The organism is Burkholderia sp. Nafp2/4-1b (genome assembly GCF_003635165.1).
In the GTDB taxonomy this organism is placed as follows: domain Bacteria; phylum Pseudomonadota; class Gammaproteobacteria; order Burkholderiales; family Burkholderiaceae; genus Burkholderia.
This window is the reverse complement of the sequence record NZ_ML058616.1, coordinates 333,369-353,759: the sequence shown is the minus strand read 5'-3', so window position 1 is coordinate 353,759 and position 20,391 is coordinate 333,369. Positions and strand designations below refer to the sequence as shown.

At 65.7% G+C, this 20,391-nt stretch carries 19 protein-coding genes; 3 read left to right on the top strand and 16 right to left on the bottom strand.

From position 1 onward, the window contains the following. Positions 1–101 precede the first annotated feature (101 nt). The 8 genes from C7H84_RS24890 to argB all read right to left on the bottom strand — a co-directional run bounded on the left by C7H84_RS24890 (position 102) and on the right by argB (position 9,149). Complete coding sequence (locus tag C7H84_RS24890) at positions 102–644, bottom strand: fimbrial protein (RefSeq protein ID WP_121861247.1); 543 nt, start codon at positions 642–644, stop codon at positions 102–104. 243 nt (positions 645–887) lie between these two features. Further along, positions 888–1,946, bottom strand: coding sequence for a fimbrial protein (locus tag C7H84_RS24885; RefSeq protein ID WP_121861246.1), 1,059 nt, complete (start codon positions 1,944–1,946; stop codon positions 888–890). 27 nt (positions 1,947–1,973) lie between these two features. Further along, on the bottom strand, positions 1,974–4,730 hold the full coding sequence (locus tag C7H84_RS24880; RefSeq protein ID WP_240462088.1) for a fimbria/pilus outer membrane usher protein: 2,757 nt from the start codon (positions 4,728–4,730) through the stop codon (positions 1,974–1,976). An 88-nt stretch (positions 4,731–4,818) separates the two neighbouring features. Further along, positions 4,819–5,583, bottom strand: coding sequence for a fimbria/pilus periplasmic chaperone (locus C7H84_RS24875; RefSeq protein ID WP_121861245.1), 765 nt, complete (start codon positions 5,581–5,583; stop codon positions 4,819–4,821). 95 nt (positions 5,584–5,678) lie between these two features. Beyond that, positions 5,679–6,221 carry a fimbrial protein gene (locus tag C7H84_RS24870; RefSeq protein ID WP_121861244.1) on the bottom strand — a complete coding sequence of 181 codons (543 nt, stop codon included), beginning with the start codon at positions 6,219–6,221 and terminating at the stop codon, positions 5,679–5,681. A gap of 611 nt (positions 6,222–6,832) precedes the next feature. Continuing rightward, on the bottom strand, positions 6,833–7,495 hold the full coding sequence (slmA, locus tag C7H84_RS24865) for a nucleoid occlusion factor SlmA (protein WP_121861243.1): 663 nt from the start codon (positions 7,493–7,495) through the stop codon (positions 6,833–6,835). Continuing rightward, positions 7,462–8,253: a pyrimidine 5'-nucleotidase gene (locus C7H84_RS24860; protein ID WP_121861242.1), complete on the bottom strand. Its 792-nt coding sequence runs from the start codon at positions 8,251–8,253 to the stop codon at positions 7,462–7,464. The genes slmA and C7H84_RS24860 overlap by 34 nt, the downstream gene beginning before the upstream one ends. Beyond that, the gene (gene argB, locus C7H84_RS24855; protein WP_006490510.1) at positions 8,250–9,149 is read right to left on the bottom strand and encodes an acetylglutamate kinase; all 900 of its coding nucleotides are present in this window, start codon (positions 9,147–9,149) and stop codon (positions 8,250–8,252) included. Before argB ends, C7H84_RS24860 begins: the two co-directional genes overlap by 4 nt. Positions 9,150–9,442: 293 nt before the next feature. Between argB and C7H84_RS24845 the strand changes: the two genes are divergently transcribed. From C7H84_RS24845 to C7H84_RS24835, 3 genes are all read left to right on the top strand, one after another. Beyond that, positions 9,443–9,667, top strand: coding sequence for a cysteine-rich CWC family protein (locus C7H84_RS24845; protein WP_121861241.1), 225 nt, complete (start codon positions 9,443–9,445; stop codon positions 9,665–9,667). A gap of 117 nt (positions 9,668–9,784) precedes the next feature. Further along, a complete protein-coding gene (locus C7H84_RS24840) occupies positions 9,785–11,191 on the top strand; it encodes an ATP-binding protein (RefSeq protein ID WP_121861240.1) in 1,407 nt (468 codons plus the stop codon). A gap of 13 nt (positions 11,192–11,204) precedes the next feature. Continuing rightward, positions 11,205–11,747: a response regulator transcription factor gene (locus tag C7H84_RS24835; RefSeq protein WP_044847841.1), complete on the top strand. Its 543-nt coding sequence runs from the start codon at positions 11,205–11,207 to the stop codon at positions 11,745–11,747. Positions 11,748–11,829: 82 nt separating this feature from the next. Here C7H84_RS24835 and hslU read toward each other — a convergent pair whose 3' ends face one another. The 8 genes from hslU to dapF all read right to left on the bottom strand — a co-directional run bounded on the left by hslU (position 11,830) and on the right by dapF (position 20,022). Further along, a complete protein-coding gene (gene hslU / locus C7H84_RS24830) occupies positions 11,830–13,173 on the bottom strand; it encodes an ATP-dependent protease ATPase subunit HslU (RefSeq protein WP_121861239.1) in 1,344 nt (447 codons plus the stop codon). A gap of 10 nt (positions 13,174–13,183) precedes the next feature. After that, complete coding sequence (hslV, locus tag C7H84_RS24825; protein ID WP_006760749.1) at positions 13,184–13,720, bottom strand: ATP-dependent protease subunit HslV; 537 nt, start codon at positions 13,718–13,720, stop codon at positions 13,184–13,186. 237 nt (positions 13,721–13,957) lie between these two features. Next, complete coding sequence (gene dksA, locus C7H84_RS24820) at positions 13,958–14,374, bottom strand: RNA polymerase-binding protein DksA (RefSeq protein WP_006477498.1); 417 nt, start codon at positions 14,372–14,374, stop codon at positions 13,958–13,960. Positions 14,375–14,864: 490 nt separating this feature from the next. Beyond that, complete coding sequence (locus C7H84_RS24805; RefSeq protein WP_121861238.1) at positions 14,865–15,944, bottom strand: GTP-binding protein; 1,080 nt, start codon at positions 15,942–15,944, stop codon at positions 14,865–14,867. 208 nt (positions 15,945–16,152) lie between these two features. Further along, positions 16,153–17,367 (bottom strand): class I SAM-dependent rRNA methyltransferase, encoded by a 1,215-nt coding sequence (locus C7H84_RS24800; protein ID WP_121861237.1) that lies wholly within the window; start codon positions 17,365–17,367, stop codon positions 16,153–16,155. 74 nt (positions 17,368–17,441) lie between these two features. Beyond that, positions 17,442–18,362, bottom strand: a complete 921-nt coding sequence (xerC, locus tag C7H84_RS24795; protein ID WP_121861236.1) for a tyrosine recombinase XerC — start codon at positions 18,360–18,362, stop codon at positions 17,442–17,444. 13 nt (positions 18,363–18,375) lie between these two features. Continuing rightward, positions 18,376–19,101: a DUF484 family protein gene (locus C7H84_RS24790; protein WP_121861235.1), complete on the bottom strand. Its 726-nt coding sequence runs from the start codon at positions 19,099–19,101 to the stop codon at positions 18,376–18,378. A gap of 36 nt (positions 19,102–19,137) precedes the next feature. Continuing rightward, positions 19,138–20,022 carry a diaminopimelate epimerase gene (gene dapF, locus C7H84_RS24785; RefSeq protein ID WP_121861234.1) on the bottom strand — a complete coding sequence of 295 codons (885 nt, stop codon included), beginning with the start codon at positions 20,020–20,022 and terminating at the stop codon, positions 19,138–19,140. Positions 20,023–20,391: the final 369 nt, after the last annotated feature.

Here is a 20,391-nt window from a genome sequence, read left to right as displayed (position 1 = left end):
GGGCGGCGCCGCTTGACGAATCGCGCGGGAAACGCAGTGCGTCCCCGTGCGATCGACGCGCCCGCGCGGCGGCGACGAACCGATGCGCGGGACGCACTACGTTACTGATACATGATCGAGTACATCACGGACGTGTTGACCGTGCCCTGGCCCGCGGCGCCACCGGTTGCGACGTACTGCGCATAGTACGGAAGCTCCGCAGCGCCGTTCGACAGAGCAACCGCCTTCGAATTTTCGTCCGCCTTGCCGAGCCCGATGTTCGACGTATCGCCGTTGAGCAGGCCTACTTCGACGTTCTTCGCCGAACCCGAAGCGTTGATCAGCTGGCCGGTCGTCGAGTTGACCGTCGTGCCCGGTTCGAAGTGCGTGTAGACATTCCCGGTCGCCTGCGAGCAGTTCTTCAGGCCGATCTTGAACGGCGTGCGGCCCGCGGTCGACCCGCCGGACGCGAGCGCCGACGTCGACACCTTGGGCAGCGCGACCGTAAAGTCCTTGCCGCCCGTGCCGTTGCCGTCGATCTGGCAGGTCTGCGTGCCGATATTGCCGTTGATGGTGATGGTGCCGTCGGCGGCGTGCGCGACAGACGGCAGTGCCGCTGCGGCGGCTACGGTCAGGGCGGCGATGCTGGTGAATGCGAGTTTCATGTCAATTCCTCTAGTGCTGCGTGGATAAACGGATTCCGTTGTCCGGTCGTTCTCGTGCCGGGATGGGCAACGAGGGCGCCGTGCAACTTCGTCCGACATCGGCCTTCCGATCCAGTCCATTCGGACTGCGAACAGGAGGCCAGTTTCGGCCACCGATGGAGCGGTGGCTTTCGAAGAACGCCGGCCGTATGTGACGGGCTACCGGGCGTTCATCCGAATGACTGAGCGATGCGTGTCATGCGCTCACTGGTAGCTCATCGTGAACGTCGCGACACCCTTGACCGTTCCGCCGGATACCTTGTCGGTCGCGATGTATTGCGCAGACAACGGGATGCTGGTCGTTGATGCCGACGGGCCGACCAGCCACTGGTTCAGGTTGCCGATTTCGGCCGAATCGGGACCGTAGCCAACCGGTTGACCGTTTTTCAGGATGCGCAGCTTCACGCCTTTCGCCGTCGAGTCCGGCGTCAACGTCAACTGGTTGCCGGTATTGCCTGCATCGGTCAAGTCGGTCAACGTGACATACACGTTCGTCCCCGTTTTGCAGGACAACCCGATGTTGAAGCCGGTGTCGCCCGCAGTTGTACCCACAGTGTTCAATTTGCTGGCGGCAGTCGGCGGCAGGCGCACCGGGACGTTGGGGGTCGTCACAGTGCAGCTTTGGGGCATGTGCGAGATCGATGAGGTGATCCAAGGCACGATCGGCCATCTGAATTGGCCCTCGATACCTGGTGCGTAGGAGTCGAGGGAGTTGTTTATGCTTCTGATGTCTCCAATTCTAAATCCGCTATCGACCCACGATACGTTGTATATAAGGTCATTAATTTTAATTAAATCGACTCTGACTTTCAGTGTCCCGGAAAAGGGGCGGGTGGATGTGGTGCTAGGAGGGCCCCATGGCACCCAACCTTTCTTCAATGCCGATATCACTTGCCCTGACTCGGCATTGATGAGTCGAAGTCCCACGGAGCGATAAAAATCGTTCGTCGCTTTCCAGGGAATTAGCCTAAAAACGCCGGGGAACCCCGTTTCCTCGTAGTCCGCGTCGAATCCGGCAGAGTTGAATTCGAATCTGAATCCACCCGGGCCGAGTATGTTGGCCGGGCAGTTGTACGGAACTTCAATCGTCCCGCTTCCAATGACAGACCCGTTTGCCGCATTGAGCGGGATGCTCACATTGTTAATGGGAACCCACCATTCGGCGCTCCAATGCGTTCCCAGGCAAGCGGAAATGGGAGCGGAATGGGCGGATTTGGCGAGGCCGATCAATATGACAATAATTAATTTATAAATTTTCATCATGTGAATTCTCAATTCCGTTGGCGTCTGTCAGTCGTTTTCCGTAGCATCGATGTTTCGATCAGGACTCATTGTCAGCCGATTTCCAGTCGACGTAGTAACCACGGGGTCCTTTTCAATTGCCGGGGCGCTATTCGCGACCGAACCAGTTTGTTTCGCGTTTGTGCGTGGGCCGTAATTGCAAATCGATTCCAAACGGGAATAGACTTCAGTCTTGCCAATATGAACGGGTAGCTGATAAGAAAACGTGCACGACTCCGTAGAGCGATTGCCCCATTTCGCAATCAGCGTGCCGGAATCCTCCGCGCCGCGCATGAACACGGTGCCACCTTGCCCGACTACGCTTTTCGAATTGCCTTGCGCGTCGGAAATGGTCGCCCCGAATGGAACCGGCGCACCGTTCGGCTGGCGTACAGTGAACAACGCGGCTCGGCCGGTGGTGGTCGCGAATTTGACCTTCACGACCGAATTCGCCCGGGGCGCGACCTGCTGGCTGGTCGACAGCATTTCGACGTCCAGGGGAATCCCCTTCGGATCGAGATCGATGGTGTTCATCTGGTACGGTGTCAAGTACGGGAGCACCGCATAGCCGTGTCGGTCGATCCGGACGTCCGAGCCGTTCGTGATGCGTGCACCCACTGCGTCTTTTGCCTCGATGAGCGCGACCGTGTCGCCGAGATCGTTGGCGAGCGTGATGCCGCCGGCATGCCCGACAAGTGCACCGGATACGCCTGCCGAGACGCTCGAATAGCCGCTACCGCCGCTCGCGCTGCCGGAGAATGTTGCCAGCGGGCTGCGGTACTGCACATTGCCTCCGCCGGACGTTGAGCCGCCGCCAGTGTTGGCATTCACGCCGTACGAGAGCGCATTGGACTTCCCGGCGGTGCCGGTTAGCGACATCTGTCCGGTTGCGCCGCCGCGATTGTCGTGGGCGACACTTGCGCTCAGTGTCTGCGCATACGACCGCCGGCCGAGCGGGAGCGTGATGTTTGCGTACACGCGGTTATTCAGGCTCCCCGTGTAGCCGTCGCGCTGCCGGGAAAGCGACAGGTTGTAGCTGAGGTTCAGCCCACCGACACGGAGGCTGTTGTTGTAGCCGAGCTGGAATTGCGTCGTCGTGCCCTGGCGATTCCAGTAGCTGGCCGTCGAGCCCACCGCGAACAGGCTGCCGCGGCCTTCGCCGAGCGTCTGGTTCAGCGTCAGCTGAACCTGGTTGCGCTGCCGGTATGCGTCGTTCGGATCCGTGCCGGCGGCCGCACGTTCGCGGGCGGACATCGCGTCCCGCATGGTCCAGTAGCCGCGCGACGAATAGCGATACGCGGCGACCGCGATGTTTGTGCCGGTCGACTCCATGGACTTGCTGTAGCTTACGCGGACGCTCTGACCGCTCGTCGCCGATACCCCCGGGATGCGCGCGCTGGCCTGCGTGACGTCGACGGCGAGTGCGCCGATCGGCGTGTTGAACGCCGCGCCGACCTGCGCGGCCAGGTAGTTCTCCGCCGCGATCGCGCCGACATAGCCGGTCAGCAGGTTGGTGATGCCGCGTTGATACGTGGCCTGTGCAAAATTCGGGTGGCGATTCAACCCGGATTCGCGCAGCTGACCCACCGCAAACGCGTAGCGTGCGATGCCGGGGCGCAACGATTGCGCGACAGCCGCGTAAGGCACGGTGAAGCTGTGCTTGCTGCCGTCGGCCTCGGTCACGGTGACGAGCAGGTTGCCGCCGTAGCCGGTCGGGTACAGGTCGTCGATCTGGAACGGACCCGGCGCGACGTTCGTTTCATAGAGCACGCTGCCGTTTTGCGATACCGAGACGTGCGCGTTGCTCGAGGCGATGCCACGCACAACCGGTGCGTAGCCGCGCATCGAGTCTGGCAGCATACGGTCGTCAGTCTCGAGCGTGGCACCGCGCACGCCGACGCTGTCGAACAGCGAGCCGTCGGTGTAGGTTTCGCCGATCTTCAACTGGCTGCGCCACTTGGGCAGATCGCGCTGTACGTAGGTGTTGAGGCTCTGGTAGCGGCTGTCGCCCTGCGATTGCGCGGTATAGGTGCCGTTGTGCCGGAAATGCCAGTTCGCGATGTTGACGCCCGCGTTCAGGCCCAGGTATCCCTGCGTGCTCTCGTAGCCCGAAGACGAACTGCGGAAGACGTTGGTGTTGTACTTGATCGTCGCGCTCGGCACGCCGCCGTCCCACAGTTCCGGGCTGACGTAGCCGCGCGGGTTGCGCTGCAACGCGGCCTGCGGAATGCTCACGTTGAGGCGCAGTTCCCCCATGTCGAATTCATATTTCGCATCGGCAACCAGCTTCTCGACGTCGGTGCATTCACCCGCCTGCACGCGTGCCAGTTCGGCGCGCCCGGCATCGGTCAGCGCGTGGTCGTCGAGCCCGAGCCGCGCCACCAACGCACGATCGAAACATGGCTTTGCATTGACCGTTCCATTGTCGGCAGCGAAACGCACCGCCGTGCGCCCGTTCCACTGCCCGTTGAGGTAAAGATCGACCGTGTAGTCGCCCGGAGAGACCGGGTTGCCTTTTGCGAAGCGGTCGAGATCGAGCCGCTGCCCGCGCGGCTTCATCATCAACGTGTCGTTGAAGTGAACCTGCGCGACCTCGAAATGGTCCGCCGGCGCAGCGGATGCGTCCGCTGCCGCCGCGTCGACCGTCCAGCCGCCGAGCGCCGCCATGACGAACAGGCAGCTCGGCCTGAGCTTGAATTGGGTGGTGGCCTCGGGGGGCCGGGTTTGGTGATTCGCTCGCATGAATTCAATGTATTGATGCCGCATCTGCATATTGCGAGCGACGGTGTACCTGCGCCGATGCGATCGCCGCACCGCCGGTTGGCAACAGTGTTGATTCGGGGACTGTCTGGCGTCAGTGCGCCGACTTCGGCGCGAACTTCCCGTCGACGCCGCCGCCGTAGTCGTTCAAGAACGTGTAGTCGACCTCGAACGGGCCAGAGGGCGGTGACGGCACGTGGCCGACGTCGAACTGCTCCGTGCCGCCGGGCTTGACCATGCCGCCCGTGTCGTTTGTCCACGTCGTGCCGCCGGACTTGACGGTCAGCTTGGTGAACGTCACGTGGTAGGGCGTCGGATTCTTTGCCTGCAGCGTATAGCCGCCGCCGGCCTTCGGCGCGAAATTCCAGATCACTTTTTCGGCCGATTCGTCGGCCTCGCCCTGGAGTGCCGCCGGGCGGAAAAACAGCTTGATGCGCGAGCGGAACGCAAGCTGCAGCAGATTCGGCGCGTCGGGATCGTCCGCCGCTTGTGGCGGGACGTCGAGCACGTTGAGCCAGTACAGCGTTTCCTTATCCTGTGCGAGCGGCTCCTGCGTGTAGATCAGGCGCAGGCTCTGGCCTTTCTTCGGATCGAGGCGGAACAGTGGCGGCGTGAGCATGAACGGCACTTTCGAATCGTCGGGCAACGCGTTGGCGCGACCGTCGTCGATCCACGCATGCACGAGCGATGGCCGGTCGCCTTCGTTGGTCAGTTTCACCGTGACCTCGCGTTCCTTTTCCGGATAGACCACGCGCGTCCCGCCGATCACCACGCTTGCGTCGGCCACACCCGCACCGGCCATCGAAGCAACCAGGATGGCGGCACTTACGCTCGAGCGCCAGTTCGTTGACATTCCCATCGCCGATTTCTCCTTGTAGATAAACAGATATGTGCCGCCGGCCCGACGCGGCCCGCGCCGCTACTGCTGCACGGGCGCGGGCCGCGAGGCCGGATTTACTGGTACGAGACCGAGTACATGACCGACGTGCCGACCTTGCCCGCGCCGGCGGCGCCACCGGTCGCGACGTATTGCGCGTAGTAGTCGAGGGTGGCCGCGCCGCCCGAGATCGGCACGGTTTGCGAGTTCTGCAGTGCCTGGGCAGCGCCGAGCTTGATGTTCGAGCCGTCCTTGTTCGTCAAGCCGACTTCGACGTTCTTCGCGTCGCCCGTGGCGTTGAACAGGTTGCCCGTTTGTGCGTTGACGGTCGTGCCCGGCTCGAAGTACACCGAAGCGTTGCCCGAGTTCGGCGAGCAGTTGGACAGCGCGATGCGGAACGGCTTGCGGCCGGCCGTCGAGCCCGGCGTGACGAGGGCCGAAGTCGACACGTTGGGCAGCGTGACCGTGAAGTCCTTGCCGCCGCCGTCGCCCGAGATCGTGCAGGTCTGGGCCGTGATCTCGCCGGTGATCGTGATCGTGCCGTCGGCTGCCTGGGCCGACGAAGCAACGGCCACGAGGCCCGCTGTCGCCATCAGAATGGGAAGTGCTTTTTTGGACATGAAAGTACCTGTTAGTAAGGAGTCCTGCGTCGTAGGACGACGCACCGACGTTTCCTGAGCGCTGTCTGTCGACGTCGGTGAAACGGAACGGAAACGGCGACAGGAAACAGGTGATATTGTTGGGTTTTAAGGCCGTTGAAAGAATTGGACGATTACTAATCCACTCCGGGACTGTTTCGTTCGAGTACTAAATTCCTTTAAATATCGTCAGGCATACGGGTTCTGCGTACGCCGTCGTAGGATCAGGCTCATGGCGGTGGTGGCGGCGAAGCCGTTCAGCGGAGTGAGGGGGGCGGTCTACGATTGCCCGAGCGAGCAACGTCAGACGCTGAGGAGAGACGCCGGGATGCCGTTTCGTTGACGCACGTCAATAAAAAGGAATCCTGATCGTGTGCGGCAAGCGATCACGCATTGCGCGTGTCGCATCGAATCGGGTGTTTCAGACGAGCGTGCCGGTGGTGCCAACGAAGGACGACACCCAGCCAACCGGCGCGTGCGCGGACTTCGCCCCGATCACGGCCGTTCAGGCGGGAAACGCGCTCGAGCCGGCGACGGAGACCGTTACGTTGCCGTTCCGGATCGAGTGCCGGCCGACGCGCCGGCGGCGCGCCTCACTGCAGGATCAGCCGAAGATGCGCATCGGCCTGCTCACCGGGCGGCTTCTGAAACCCGCCTTTTGCGAACCGATGCCACCTGCCGATCACGTAGCTGACGAGCAGGCTCGCCCGCGCGGCGGGATCGTAATCGGCCGGTAGCGCGAACGGCGCCGCGCCATCGGGCGCCTGCGCCTCGGTGCGCGCGACCCGCAGGCATTGCTTGACGGTCGCCTCGATCCGGTCGAGCAACTGGTTCACGCGCTCAGTGAGCCGCTCGTCCTCGCCGACCAGCGCCTCGCCGGTCAGCACGCGCGTCATCCCCGGGTTCTTCGCGGCGAAATTGAGCATCGTCAGCGCGATCGTGCGCGCCTGCAGCACGCCGTTCGGCTCCTTCGCGACGATCTGGTTGACGAGCCCGAACAGCGCCTGCTCGATGAACTCGATCAGCCCTTCGTACATCTTCGCCTTGCTGGCGAAGTGCCGGTACAGCGCGGCTTCCGACACGTCGAGCCGCGCCGCGAGCGCGGCCGTCGTGATTTTTTCCGGCTTCGGCGCTTCCAGCATCGCGGCGAGCGACTGCAGGATCATCACGCGCCGCTCGCCCGGCTTCGGGCGCGGGCGGGACGGCGTGGCCTGGTTTTCCGTTACGGCTTGGTCCTGCGGGTAAGTCGGCTGCATTTTTGTCGCCCCGATCGTGTGCCCAGTCGCAGCGATTTTAACGAACGAATGCGCTGGTCGACATAATGCGGTCGGCCGATGTTCGGCAGATGGCCCGGCAGGTGGCCGGTGATCCATACGGTGCCGATGCCGAGTCGCTTGTAGCGCTTCAGGTGGCTGCGGGTGTCTTCGACGAGGATCGCGTCGGCCACGCGTGCATGCGAGGCGCGCAACGTGCGGCGCAGCATCGTGTGGTCGGGCTTCGCGCGCCACGCGCGGCGGTCGCGCATGTGCTCGATCGCGATCACGCGCTCGAACAACCGCTCGATGCGCAGTTCGCGCAATACCGCGCGTGCATAGTTCTCCGGCGCGTTGGTCAGCACGAACTTGCGGCCGGGCAGCGAGGCGACGATGCGGGCGAGGCCGCGCTCGGCGCGCAGCATCGCCGGCAAATCGGAAAACGTGTGGACGACCCGCAGGAAGTCGTGCGGATCGATCGGATGATGGCGCGTGAGGCCGAGGAGCGCGGCGCCGTAGCGCTGCGTGTAGCCGGTGCGCAGGCGGTCGGCTTCGGCGCGCTCCACCTGCAGCGCGTCGATGATGTACTGCGTCATCGCACGGTTGATCTCCGGAAAGATCGCGTGCGACGCGTGGTGCAGCGTGTTGTCGAGATCGAACAGCCAGACGGGCGCGCCGGCGCGCGGCCGGCTGCGGGAGATGCGCCGGCGTCGCAATGACGCCGGCAGTTCTGTGCGGGAGGGTTGGCGGCGCGCGCTCAATGCGAGCGGATCATCGTGCCGAACGGCTGCTCGGTCAGGATTTCCAGCAGCACCGAGTGCTCGATGCGGCCGTCGACGATGTGCACCGACTTCACGCCGCTCTTCGCCGCGTCGAGCGCCGATGAGATCTTCGGCAGCATGCCGCCCGAGATCGTGCCGTCCTCGAACAGCGCGTCGATCTCGCGCGCGGACAGGTCGGTCAGCAGGTTGCCGTCCTTGTCCATCACGCCGGGGATGTTGGTCATCATCAGCAGCTTCTCGGCGTTCAGCACCGTCGCGAGCTTGCCCGCGACCAGATCCGCGTTGATGTTGTACGACAGGCCGTCCTCGCCGAAGCCGATCGGCGAGATCACCGGGATAAACGCGTCGTCCTGCAGCGCCTTCACGACCGCCGGGTTGATCGCCTCGACTTCACCGACCTGGCCGATGTCGATGTACTGGCCCGGGTTGTCGCGATCCGGCATCAGCAGCTTGCGTGCGTGGATCAGGCCGCCGTCCTTGCCCGTCAGGCCCACCGCGTGGCCGCCGAAGTGGTTGATCAGCATCACGATGTCCTGCTGCACTTCACCGCCCAGCACCCACTCGACGACTTCCATCGTCTCTTCGTCCGTCACGCGCATGCCCTGGATGAAGGTGCCGGCCTTGCCGATCTTCTTCAGCGCATGATCGATCTGCGGACCGCCGCCGTGGACGATCACCGGATTGATGCCGACCAGTTTCAGCAGGATCACGTCGCGCGCGAAGCCTTGCTTGAGCCGCTCTTCCGTCATCGCGTTGCCGCCGTATTTGATCACCACGGTCTTGCCGTGGTAACGGCGGATGTACGGCAGCGCCTCGGCGAGGATTTCTGCCTTCAGCGTGGGGGCGATCTGCGAGAGGTCGATGGGCTCGGACATGGCGGCGGCTCTGGCTGGGAACGGTTGAAACAGGGCGAATTGTACAGGAGTGGCGCAGCGCAGCATCGGTTTTTGGACTGGCCGGACGGCCGATCTCGCGGGTCGGGCGTCGCGCGCAGCGGGCCGCCGGCTATGGCGCGGGGCGTTGCGGCGACGATCGGGGCGAGGTCGCGACCGGTGCATCCGGCGGTGTCGGCGGCACGCATCGGCCGGACGGCCGACGTGCAAAATCCGTCGGCCGCGCTATGCTAATCGCGTAGGGTGACGTTCACGCCCGCTTTCGCGCTCGAGCCATGACCGATTCCGCCGCCGACGCCCGTTCGACCCCGCACCGCGCGCGGTGCCCGCACTGCGGGCGCGGCTTCGACTGCGGCGCTGGCACGCAGCCATTCGATTGCTGGTGCGCGTCGATGCCGGTCGTGCCCGGCGAAGCGCTGCCGACGGACGGCGCGCGCTGCCTCTGCCCGGAATGCCTCGCCGCCGAGATCGCGCAGCGGATGGCCGGTGCGGCCGGCTGACGGTGTGGACCCATGCAGCGGCCCGCAGGCCGACAGGCCGCCGCGTGCGGCGGCCCGCTCGTCTGCTCCGATCCGGCCCCGTAGAGGCGCCGGGCGCTAAACGGGTAAACTGCGCGGATGCAACGAATCACCACCACCGGGCGCGTCAACCTCGGTCACCTGTTCTGGCTGCGCAATCTCGCGATCATCGGCCAGCTCGCGACGATCGGCGTCGTGCAGACCTATTTCGGCGTGCATCTGCCGTTGCCGGCGATGCTGATGGTCATCGCGCTCGAAATCGTTTTCAACGCGCTGACCTGGGTGCGTGTGCTGCGCGCGCGGCCCGAGACCAATTTCGAGCTGCTCGGCCAGCTGTGGGTCGACCTCGGCGCGCTGTCGGCGCTGCTGTTCCTGTCGGGCGGCACGACGAATCCGTTCGTGTCGCTGTACCTGCCGTCGCTCGCGATCGCGGCGGCCGTGCTGCCGTGGCACCTGATGATCTGGCTCGCGGCGTTCGCGGTCGCGTGCTACGCGGCGCTCGGCTTCGATTCGGTGCCGCTCAACATGGACAATCCGGCGAACCTGTTCGACTACTACCGTACCGGGATGTGGGTGAACTTCATGGTCAGCGTCGGGTTGATCGCATGGTTCGTCGCGCGCATGTCGAATGCGCTGCGCCAGCGCGATGCGGCGCTCGGCGAAGCGCAGGCGCATCTGCTGCGCGACGAGCGGGCGGTTGCGCTCGGCGTGCAGGCCGCCACCGTCGCGCACGAGATGGGCACGCCGCTGTCGACGATCGCGATGCTCGCCGAAGAGCTGCGCGACGCGGCGCGCGCCGATCCTGGGCTCGCGCGCTACGACGCCGACCTGAAGGTGCTGGAAGAACAGATGACGCTCTGCACGTCGGCGCTCGCGCGCCTGCGCAGCCGCGCGAGCGCGCCGGCGAGCCGTCAGCCGGTGGACGACTGGCTCGACACCTTCGTCGAGCACTGGCGGCTGCGGCATCCGCACGTGCAGTTCGAGCTGCTCGGCGCGCGTCCGTCGGGCGTCGCGCTCGACGACACGGTCGCGGCCGGCCAGATCCTGACGATCCTGCTCGACAACGCCGCGCGGGCGAGCCCGCACCGCGTGACGCTGGCCGCGAAGCTCGCGCACGGCGAGCGGGCAGCCGACCAGATCGAATTCGAAGTATGCGACGACGGCCCGGGCATTCCGGCCGCGTTGCGCGAATCGGTCGGCGCGATGCCGGTCGACAGCACGCAGGGCGGGCACGGGGTCGGCCTGTACCTTGCGTTCAGTGCAGCCGTGCGACTCGGCGGCGAGATCGAATTGTCCGATGTCTCGCCACGCGCGCCGGGCGGCAACGGACGCGCGGCCGGTAGCGTCAATGGTCACGCCGCCGCGGCGTCGGGCCGGCGCCCGGCCGAACGAGCGGCGGCTGCGCCGGACACCCGCGCGGCCGGCGCGTCAGGCCGCGGCACGCGTGCGGTGCTGCGCCTGCCGGTGGCGCGCATCACGGCGCCGGCCGCCTCAACCAACACGTAGACGGAGAAACCACATGAGCGAGAACAATTTCCTGGTGATCGACGACAACGAGGTGTTCGCGGGCACGCTCGCGCGCGGCCTCGAGCGCCGCGGGTATGCGGTCCAGCAGGCGCACGACAAGGAGGCGGCGCTGCGGCTCGCGGCCGGCGGCAAGTTCCAGTTCATCACCGTCGACCTGCATCTGGGCGACGATTCGGGCCTGAGCCTGATCGCGCCGCTGTGCGACCTGCAGCCCGACGCGCGCATTCTCGTGCTGACCGGCTACGCGAGCATCGCGACCGCCGTGCAGGCCGTGAAGGAGGGCGCGGACAACTACCTTGCGAAGCCGGCGAACATCGAGTCGATCCTGGCCGCGCTGCAGACCAACGCGAGCGAAGTGCAGGCCGACGAGGCGCTCGAGAACCCGGTCGTGCTGTCGGTCGACCGGCTCGAATGGGAGCACATCCAGCGCGTGCTCGCGGAGAACAACAACAACATTTCGGCCACCGCTCGCGCGCTGAACATGCATCGCCGCACGCTGCAGCGCAAGCTCGCGAAGAAGCCGGTGCGGCAGTAAGCGGCGCGGCGATCGCGGCTGGCGCACCAACGAAAACGGGCAGCCCATCGGGCTGCCCGTTTCGCATTCGACACCGCGCGCGTTACAGCACGTAGCGCGACAGGTCTTCGTCCTGCGCCACTTCGCCGAGCGCACGGTCGACATACTTCGCGTCGATCGTCACGCGCTCGCCGGCGTGGTTGCCGGCCGAGAACGACACTTCCTCGAGCAGCTTCTCGATCACCGTGTAGAGCCGGCGTGCACCGATGTTCTCGGTCTTCTCGTTGACCGAATACGCGATCTCGGCGAGGCGGCGGATGCCGTCTTCGGCGAACTCGAGCTGCACGTCCTCGGTGGCGAGCAGCGCCTGGTACTGCTTGACGAGGCTCGCGTCGGTCGCGACGAGGATCGCCTCGAAGTCGTTCACCGACAGCGAGTCGAGCTCGACGCGGATCGGGAAGCGGCCCTGCAGTTCCGGAATCAGGTCGCTCGGCTTCGCGAGGTGGAACGCGCCGCTCGCGATGAACAGGATGTGATCGGTCTTCACCATCCCGTACTTCGTGTTGACCGTCGTGCCTTCGACGAGCGGCAGCAGGTCGCGCTGCACGCCCTGGCGCGACACTTCGCCGCCGCTGCCTTCGTTGTTGCGCGACGTGATCTTGTCGATCTCGTCGAGGAACACGATGCCGTTCTGCTCGACGTTCTGCACGGCCTTCGTCTTCACTTCCTCGTCGTTGAGCATCTTCGCCGCTTCCTCGTCGGTCAGCAGCTTCAGCGCTTCCTTGATCTTGACCTTGCGGCGCTGCTTCTTGCCGCTGCCGAGGTTCGAGAACATCGAGCGGATCTGCTCGGTCATCTCTTCCATCCCCGGCGGCGCCATGATGTCCATGCCGACCGACGGCTGCTCGAGGTCGAGCTCGATTTCCTTGTCGTCGAGCTGGCCTTCGCGCAGGCGCTTGCGGAAGGTCTGGCGCGTCGCGTTGTTGTCGTCGTTCGCGTGATCGGCGTTGCCGCCGAAGCCCACCGCGCGCGGTTGCGGCAGCAGCAGGTCGAGGATGCGGTCTTCCGCCTGGTCGGTCGCCTTGCTGCGCACCTTGCGCATTTCGGATTCGCGCGTCTGCTTGACCGAGATCTCGATCAGGTCGCGCACGATGCTGTCGACGTCGCGGCCGACGTAGCCGACTTCGGTGAACTTGGTCGCTTCGATCTTGATGAACGGCGCGTCGGCGAGCTTCGCGAGGCGGCGCGCGATTTCGGTCTTGCCGACGCCCGTCGGCCCGATCATCAGGATGTTCTTCGGCGTGATTTCCTGGCGCAGCGGATCGGCGACCTGCTGGCGGCGCCAGCGGTTGCGCAGCGCGACCGCGACGGCCTTCTTCGCGTTGGCCTGGCCGATGATGTGCTTGTCGAGTTCCGAGACGATCTCGGCAGGGGTCATGGTGCTCATGGTGCTGTCCTTACTCGATCGTTTCGATGATGCGGTTATGGTTCGTGTAGATGCACATGTCGCCGGCAATCTCGAGCGATTTCTCGACGATCTCGCGCGGCGACAGCTCGGTGTTCTCCGCGAGCGCGCGGGCCGCGGCCTGCGCATACGCGCCGCCCGAGCCGATCGCGCAGATGCCGCCTTCCGGGTCGAGCACGTCGCCGTTGCCGGTGATCACGAGCGTGGTGGTGGCATCGGCCGTGATCAGCATCGCCTCGAGGCGGCGCAGCATCCGGTCGGTGCGCCAGTCCTTCGCGAGCTCGACGGCCGCGCGGGTCAGGTTGCCCTGGTGCTTCTCGAGCTTCGCCTCGAAGCGATCGAGCAGCGAGAACGCATCGGCGGTGCCGCCCGCGAATCCGACCAGTACCTGGTTGTTGTAGATCCGCCGCACTTTCCGCGCGCCACCCTTCATGACGATGTTGCCGAGGGTTACCTGGCCGTCGCCGCCGAGCGCGACCTTGTCGCCGCGTCGGACCGAAACGATGGTCGTGCCGTGAAATTGCTCCATCTGCGTTCCTTGAGAAAAACGGGGAAGAGTCGGGCGGCGCGGGGCGCCGCCGCATGAATCGCAGTGCGCCGGGGAGCGGCCCGGCGCGCATCCGTTTCATTTTAGGGCGCGCGCCGGGATATCAAGAGGGGGTGGCAAATCGGCCGGCGAACCGGGAACCGGTGCCGGAAAAACAAAAAGCGCGCGGCAGGCCGCGCGCTTTCGGGAAGCAGCGTGTCGGAGCGGAACGCCGCTCGATCAGTCGCCGAACAGCTTCTGGCGCAGCTCGCGGCGCTCTTGCGCCTCGAGCGACAGCGTGGCCGTCGGGCGCGCGAGCAGGCGCGGGATGCCGATCGGTTCGCCGGTTTCCTCGCACCAGCCGTAATCGCCGGAATCGATGCGGGCCAGCGACTGCTGAACCTTCTTGAGGAGCTTGCGTTCGCGATCGCGCGTACGCAGCTCGAGCGCGTGCTCTTCCTCGATCGTCGCGCGGTCGGCGGGATCGGGGACGATCACCGTCTCGCGCAGGTTCTCGGTCGTCTGACCTGCATTCTTGAGGATGTCCGCCTGCAACTGTTCGAGCCGATTTTTGAAGAAGGCGAGCTGATCCTCATTCATGTAATCCTTGTCGCTCATCTTCAGGATTTCGGCTTCGGTCAAGAGTTTCTTCGTCATCTGCTTGCTTCTTCAATGTGCGGCAAATCAGGAGATAGTGCCTGCACTTTGGGATTACCCGCAACGGCGCTTGCAATCATTTGCGTTTTGCCGCGGCGGGGCCGAAAGCCTCTGGAAAACCGGTTCTCAAATACCAGGATAGGCCTGGCGCGGATTTGCGCGCGCGGCGAACCGGTGCTGCGCGGCAGATCGCATCGGCCGCGGCCGGGTGGCGGATGGGCGATCCGGCGCGGTTGCGATGCCCGGGTAATGGTTCTGCAAGAACCGGGCCTGTTATTGCCGTACTCCAGCGGGCACGTATTGTAACTGAATCGCAAGCGGGCGCCGTATCGGGTCGATCCCCGTCGGCTGCGCCAATATCTTGAAAATATAACGCGCAAATCGCGAAAAAGCGATGACGACGAAACCCTGACCGCAAAAGGCGCCTCGCAAGCACGGCGGCCGCCCGTGAAGGCGGCCGCGCTCACGGCGCGCACCGCCGCCCTGACGCTCAGGCGAGGCAGGCGTCGAGGCCGTCGGTGATCAGGTCCTGCGGCAGGTCGACGCCGATGAATACCATCTTGTTGGTCTTCTTTTCTACCGGCAGCCACTTCGCCGCAAGGTCACTGCCCATCATCTGGTGCACGCCCTGGAATACGACCTTGCGATCGACGCCCTTCATGTACAGCACGCCCTTGTAGCGCAACATCCGTTCCCCATAGATCTGCAGAATGCCGCCGAGGAAGTCTTCGAGCTTGTTCGGATCGAACGGGCGATCGTTGCGGTACACGAACGACTTGATCTTGTCGTCGTGGTGCGCGTGGTGGTGATGGCCGTGGTCGTGATCGTGCGCGCACTGACCGTGATCGTGGTCGCAATCCGCATGATCGTGGTCATGGTCATGGTCGTGATCGTGGTGCTGATGCGCGTGGTCGTCCTCGGCGAGGAAGTCCGGGTCGATCTCGAGCTTCGCGTTCAGGTTGAAGCCGCGCAGGTCGAAGATTTCCTTGATGTCGGCTTCGCCGAAATTGACGATCTTGATCGTCGCCTTCGGGTTCATGTGCATCAGGCGGTGCCTGAGCGCCGCGACGGCCTGGTCGTCGACGAGGTCCGACTTCGTGATGAACAGGCGATCGGCGAAGCCGACCTGGCGCTGCACCACTTCGTGTTCGTCGAGCTGCGCGTTCGCGTGCTTCGCGTCGACCAGCGTGATGACCGCGTCGAGCAGGAAGTCGTCGGCGATCTCGCTGTCGATGAAGAAGGTCTGCGCGACGGGGCCGGGGTTCGCGAGGCCGGTCGTCTCGATCACGATGCGGTCGAAGTCGAGCTTGCCTTCGCGCTTCTTCGCGGCCAGATCGCCGAGCGCGCGGGCGAGATCGCCGCGGATCGTGCAGCAGATGCAGCCGTTGCTCATCTGGATGATCTGCTCGTTCGAGTCCTGCACGAGGATCTCGTTGTCGATGTTCTCTTCGCCGAATTCGTTCTCGATCACGGCGATCTTCATGCCGTGCTGTTCGTTCAGGATCCGCTTGAGCAGCGTCGTCTTGCCGCTGCCGAGGAAGCCGGTGAGGATGGTGACGGGAGTGGCCATGTCGGTCGCCTGTGGTTCGTGAATCGGGGTCAAAACCAGGATGTGTGCGTCGCGCCATCGGCTCGCGAGCCGGGGCGCACAACCATCCATTGAAACATACCTGTCAAGCCCTCGCCCGTCGTCCGGACGACAGGGGCGAGCGCTGGTCCGCCAGGCGCTGAAGGGCCTGCAGGCCGGCGGACGCGGGTGTGCGCCTAGATCGGGGCGATCACACGATTTGCAACAGCAGGCCCTTCAGATATTCGCCTTCCGGGAACGCGGCGAGCAGCGGGTGATCGACGCCTGCGCCGAGCCGCTTCAGGATCCGCGCATCGACCTTCGCGTCGGCGGCCGCACCCGCGACGATCTTCTGGAACAGGTCCATGTCGATCGCGCCCGAGCACGAGTACGTGAACAGCAGGCCGCCCGGACGCAGCAGCTTGAAGCCGCTCAGGTTGATGTCCTTGTACGCGCGCGATGCGCGGTCGACGCTGTCGCGGGTCGGCGCGAACTTCGGCGGATCGAGCACGATCAGGTCGAAACGCTCGCCTTCGTCGACGAGGCGGCGCAGCGTCTTGAACGCGTCCGCGTCGAGCCAGGTCGCGCGTTCGGCGTCGAAGCCGTTCGCCACGACGTTCTGCTGCGCGAGCGCGAGTGCATCGCCCGACGAGTCGATCGACACGACGCGTTTCGCGCCGCCCTTGAGCGCCGCGAGCGAGAAGCCGCCCGTGTAGCAGAAGCAGTTGAGCACGTCGCGATCGGCCGCGTACTGCGCGACGAGCGCGCGGTTGTCGCGCTGGTCGACGTAGAAGCCCGTCTTGTGGCCGTTCGGCACGTCGACGTGATAGCGCACGCCGTTTTCGTTCGCGATCAGCGTCGCGGGCGGCGCGTCGCCGGCGAGCACGCCGGTCGTCTGCTCGAGCCCTTCCTTGTCGCGGATCGACACGTCCGAGCGTTCGTACACGTTCGGGCAGCCGGTCGCGCCGGTCAGGGCCGCGACGATCGCGTCCTTCCACGCTTCGACGCCCGCCGCCATGAACTGGCACACGAGCTGGCCGCGCGGCGCGGCGCCGGGTTCGGCCGTGTCCGCGATGTAGTAATCGACGATCAGCCCGGGCAGGCCGTCCGCTTCGCCGAACACGAGCCGCACCGCACCGGTGCCCGATACCATCGTCGTGCGGTGCGCGACCGCGCGCTGCACGCGGCGCTTGAAGAACGCGTGATCGATCGGCTCGTTCTCGTCGAAGCTCCACGCGCGCACGCGGATCTGCGACTGCGGGCTGTACGCGCCGCGCGCGAGGAAGCGGCCGTCGTGCGCGCGCACGATCACGGTCGCGCCGGGCGCGGGCTTGCCGTCGACGCGGTCGATTGCATTGGCATAGACCCACGGATGCCGGCGCAGCAGCGATTTTTCCTTGGACGGTTTGAGTGTGACGGTTTGCATGATCGATTCGGAATGAGTGGCCGGCGGCGCCGGCGCAGGCCGGTCGCCGCGCGGCGGGTCGTGCGGGATGCGCGTCAGTCGCGCTTCTTCGCGCGCGGATGCGCGCTGTCGTAAATCTTCGCGAGATGCTGGAAGTCGAGCGACGTGTAGACCTGCGTCGCGGCGACGCTCGCGTGGCCCAGCAGCTCCTGCACCGCGCGCAGGTCGCCGCTCGACTGCAGCACGTGCGTCGCGAACGAATGGCGCAGCACGTGCGGGTGGACGTTGGCCGGGATGCCCGCGGCAAGCGCCGCGCGCTTCACGCGGTCGCGCACGACGCCCGGCGCCATCCGGTTGCCGCGCACGGACAGGAACAGCGGTTGCGGATCGTGCTTGACGAATTCGCCGCGCACCGCGAGCCATGCGTTCAGCGCATCGATCGCCTTGCGGCCGACCGGCACCTTGCGTTCCTTGTTGCCCTTGCCGCGCACGGTGACTTCGGCTTCGGCGAGGTCGAGCCAGCCGGCCGAGCGGTAGCCGTCTGCTTGCGTATACATGACGTCGAGCCCGACCAGTTCGGCGAGGCGCAGCCCCGACGAATAGAACAGCTCGAGGATCGCGTGATCGCGGATGCCTTCGGTCGTGCCGGCGAGCGGGGCGTCCATCAGCGCCGATGCGTCGTCGACCGACAGCGCCTTCGGCAGGGTTTTCGGGCGCTTCGGCGCGCGCACCGCGGCGACCGGGTTCGCGGGCATCTCGATGCGCTGCGAGAGCCAGCGGTAGAACGCGCGCCACGCGGACAGCCGGTGCGAAATCGAGCGCGCGGACAGTCCGCCCGCATGCGCACGCGCGACGGCGCCGCGCATGTCGGCGGCCGTCAGCGCTTCCAGCGGCCGGCCGGAGGCGAGCTTCTTCAGTTCGTCGAGTTCGTGCGTGTACGCGCGCAGCGTGTGCTCCGATAGCTGCCTGATGTGCTTCAGGCTCGACAGGTAGGCGGCGATCGGATCGTCGGTCATCGCGGCTGCGATATCAGTGCGGCAGCAGGCGCGTGAGCGCGGCGCTCGCGAGCGTCGCGATCTGCGCGAGGAAGTCGGTCGCCATACCGTCGTGGAAGCGGCGCGGGTCGGGCGAGCCGAGCACGAGCAGGCCGAACGCCGGCGCATCGTTGCCGGCGAGCGGCGCGCGCAGCGCGAGCAGCGCGACCGAGGTGGCCGAGCCGTCGCCGGCCGGTGCGGCTTCGGCGCCTTCCGCCGCGCTCGCGGCCGGCGCTGCCACCGCGGGTGCCAGCCACTGCGCGGCTTCGAAACCGGTGTTCGCGCCGCAGTACGGCGTCGACAGACCGTTCGTGAACAGCCGCACTTCCTCGCCCACCTGGCGCGCGAAATCGGCCTGCGAATAGGTGTCGGCGACGTCCCACACGCGCAGCGCCGTTTGCGGCACGTCGAACACGTCGGCGATGCCGTCGGCGATCGTGCGCGGCAGCGCGTACGGGTCGCGCTCGGCGATCACGCGTGCGGTCCAGCGGCTGAACTTCGCGGACAGGCTGTCGTTCTCGTGGCCGTAGCGCACGAGTTCGGCGAGGCGGCGCTCGAGATGCTTGTTCTTGTCGCGCAGCATCTCCATCTGCCGCTCCTGCAGCGAGATCGCGGCCTTGCCGTGCGGATTCGCGAGACGGATCGTCGCGAGCAGTTCCGCGTGTTGCGCGAAGAATTCGGGATTGGCGAGCAGGTAGTCGGCGACTTCGCGATCGTTCATGTGGCTGGAGCGTTCAGTTAACAGGACGTTGAAGGGTCAGACGTTCAGGTCGATCTCGCCTTCGAACACGGTCGCGGCGGGCCCGGCCATCATCAGTGCGGCGGTTTCGTCGCGCGCGCCGCCCCAGCCGATCGTCAGCGTGCCGCCGTGCGTGTGCACGGTCACCGGCGAATCGAGCAGGCCGCGCCGGATGCCGGCCGCGACCGCCGCGCACGCGCCGGTGCCGCACGCGAGCGTCTCGCCCGCGCCGCGTTCGTACACGCGCAGCTTCACTTCGTTGCGCGACACGATCTGCATGAAGCCGGCGTTCACGCGCTGCGGGAAGCGGGCGTGGCGCTCGATCAACGGGCCTTCGTCGAGCACCGGATACGCTTCGACGTCGTCGACGACCTGCACCGCGTGCGGGTTGCCCATCGATACCGTCGAGATCCAGCGCGTCGCGCCGCCGACGTCGAGCGGCCACAGCGTGTCGTTGCCTTCCGTGCGGCCGTCGAGCCCCGCGGCGCCTGGACCGGCCGTGTCGAAGGGCACCTGCTCCGGCGCGAACACGGGCGCACCCATGTCGACGATGACTTCGCCGTTGTCCTGCATCGTCAGCGTGATCAGGCCCTTCATCACCTGCACGCGCACGCTGCGCTTGTCGGTCAGGCCGCGGTCGCTGACGAACTTCACGAAGCAGCGCGCGCCGTTGCCGCAGTGTTCGACCTCGCCGCCGTCGCAATTGAAGATCCGGTACTTGAAATCCGCGCCGTCGACGGTCGGCTTCTCGACGAGCAGCAGCTGGTCGGCGCCGATGCCGAAGTGTCGGTTGGCGAGCGCGCGCACCTGCGCGTCGGTAAGCGGCGGCAACGCGCGCGAATAGCCGTCGAGCACGACGAAGTCGTTGCCCGCGCCGTGCATCTTGGTGAACGAGAGTTTCACTGGGTCCGGAATTCCATGGCGAACAAGGTGGTCGGCACGGCGGACGCGGTGTGCCGCCATCCCGGGCGGCGTCGTTCGTCGTGCTGATCTCAACCGCAAATGATACATGCAGCCGACAGGGGCGTCCTGCGCGGAGGGGTGCCGGGCGTCGTTCGGGCGGCGGAGCGCGGCGATGCCGGCCGATCGGCTGACTGGTCGCGTGGGCAGCGAGTCGGCAGATTGAGGTAGTGCGATGTGGCGAGCGTGGTCGGGAAAGTTGAATCCGGCGACACGCGTGCCGGTGTTCCCGGCGCACGGGACTCGCCCCGCGCGCGTTTTCGTACAGGTCAAATTGACAAATCAATCAGGTGATTCGTATAGTGTGGCTAT

Bases quoted from the DNA above. Each gene is read 5' to 3' on its own strand.
- C7H84_RS24890 (WP_121861247.1), bottom strand. From the start codon at position 644: ATGAAACTCGCATTCACCAGCATCGCCGCCCTGACCGTAGCCGCCGCA.
- C7H84_RS24885 (WP_121861246.1), bottom strand. From the start codon at position 1,946: ATGATGAAAATTTATAAATTAATTATTGTCATATTGATCGGCCTCGCC.
- C7H84_RS24880 (WP_240462088.1), bottom strand. From the start codon at position 4,730: ATGCGGCATCAATACATTGAATTCATGCGAGCGAATCACCAAACCCGG.
- C7H84_RS24875 (WP_121861245.1), bottom strand. From the start codon at position 5,583: ATGGGAATGTCAACGAACTGGCGCTCGAGCGTAAGTGCCGCCATCCTG.
- C7H84_RS24870 (WP_121861244.1), bottom strand. From the start codon at position 6,221: ATGTCCAAAAAAGCACTTCCCATTCTGATGGCGACAGCGGGCCTCGTG.
- slmA (WP_121861243.1), bottom strand. From the start codon at position 7,495: ATGCAGCCGACTTACCCGCAGGACCAAGCCGTAACGGAAAACCAGGCC.
- argB (WP_006490510.1), bottom strand. From the start codon at position 9,149: ATGTCCGAGCCCATCGACCTCTCGCAGATCGCCCCCACGCTGAAGGCA.
- C7H84_RS24845 (WP_121861241.1), top strand. From the start codon at position 9,443: ATGACCGATTCCGCCGCCGACGCCCGTTCGACCCCGCACCGCGCGCGG.
- C7H84_RS24840 (WP_121861240.1), top strand. From the start codon at position 9,785: ATGCAACGAATCACCACCACCGGGCGCGTCAACCTCGGTCACCTGTTC.
- C7H84_RS24835 (WP_044847841.1), top strand. From the start codon at position 11,205: ATGAGCGAGAACAATTTCCTGGTGATCGACGACAACGAGGTGTTCGCG.
- hslU (WP_121861239.1), bottom strand. From the start codon at position 13,173: ATGAGCACCATGACCCCTGCCGAGATCGTCTCGGAACTCGACAAGCAC.
- hslV (WP_006760749.1), bottom strand. From the start codon at position 13,720: ATGGAGCAATTTCACGGCACGACCATCGTTTCGGTCCGACGCGGCGAC.
- dksA (WP_006477498.1), bottom strand. From the start codon at position 14,374: ATGACGAAGAAACTCTTGACCGAAGCCGAAATCCTGAAGATGAGCGAC.
- C7H84_RS24805 (WP_121861238.1), bottom strand. From the start codon at position 15,944: ATGGCCACTCCCGTCACCATCCTCACCGGCTTCCTCGGCAGCGGCAAG.
- C7H84_RS24800 (WP_121861237.1), bottom strand. From the start codon at position 17,367: ATGCAAACCGTCACACTCAAACCGTCCAAGGAAAAATCGCTGCTGCGC.
- xerC (WP_121861236.1), bottom strand. From the start codon at position 18,362: ATGACCGACGATCCGATCGCCGCCTACCTGTCGAGCCTGAAGCACATC.
- C7H84_RS24790 (WP_121861235.1), bottom strand. From the start codon at position 19,101: ATGAACGATCGCGAAGTCGCCGACTACCTGCTCGCCAATCCCGAATTC.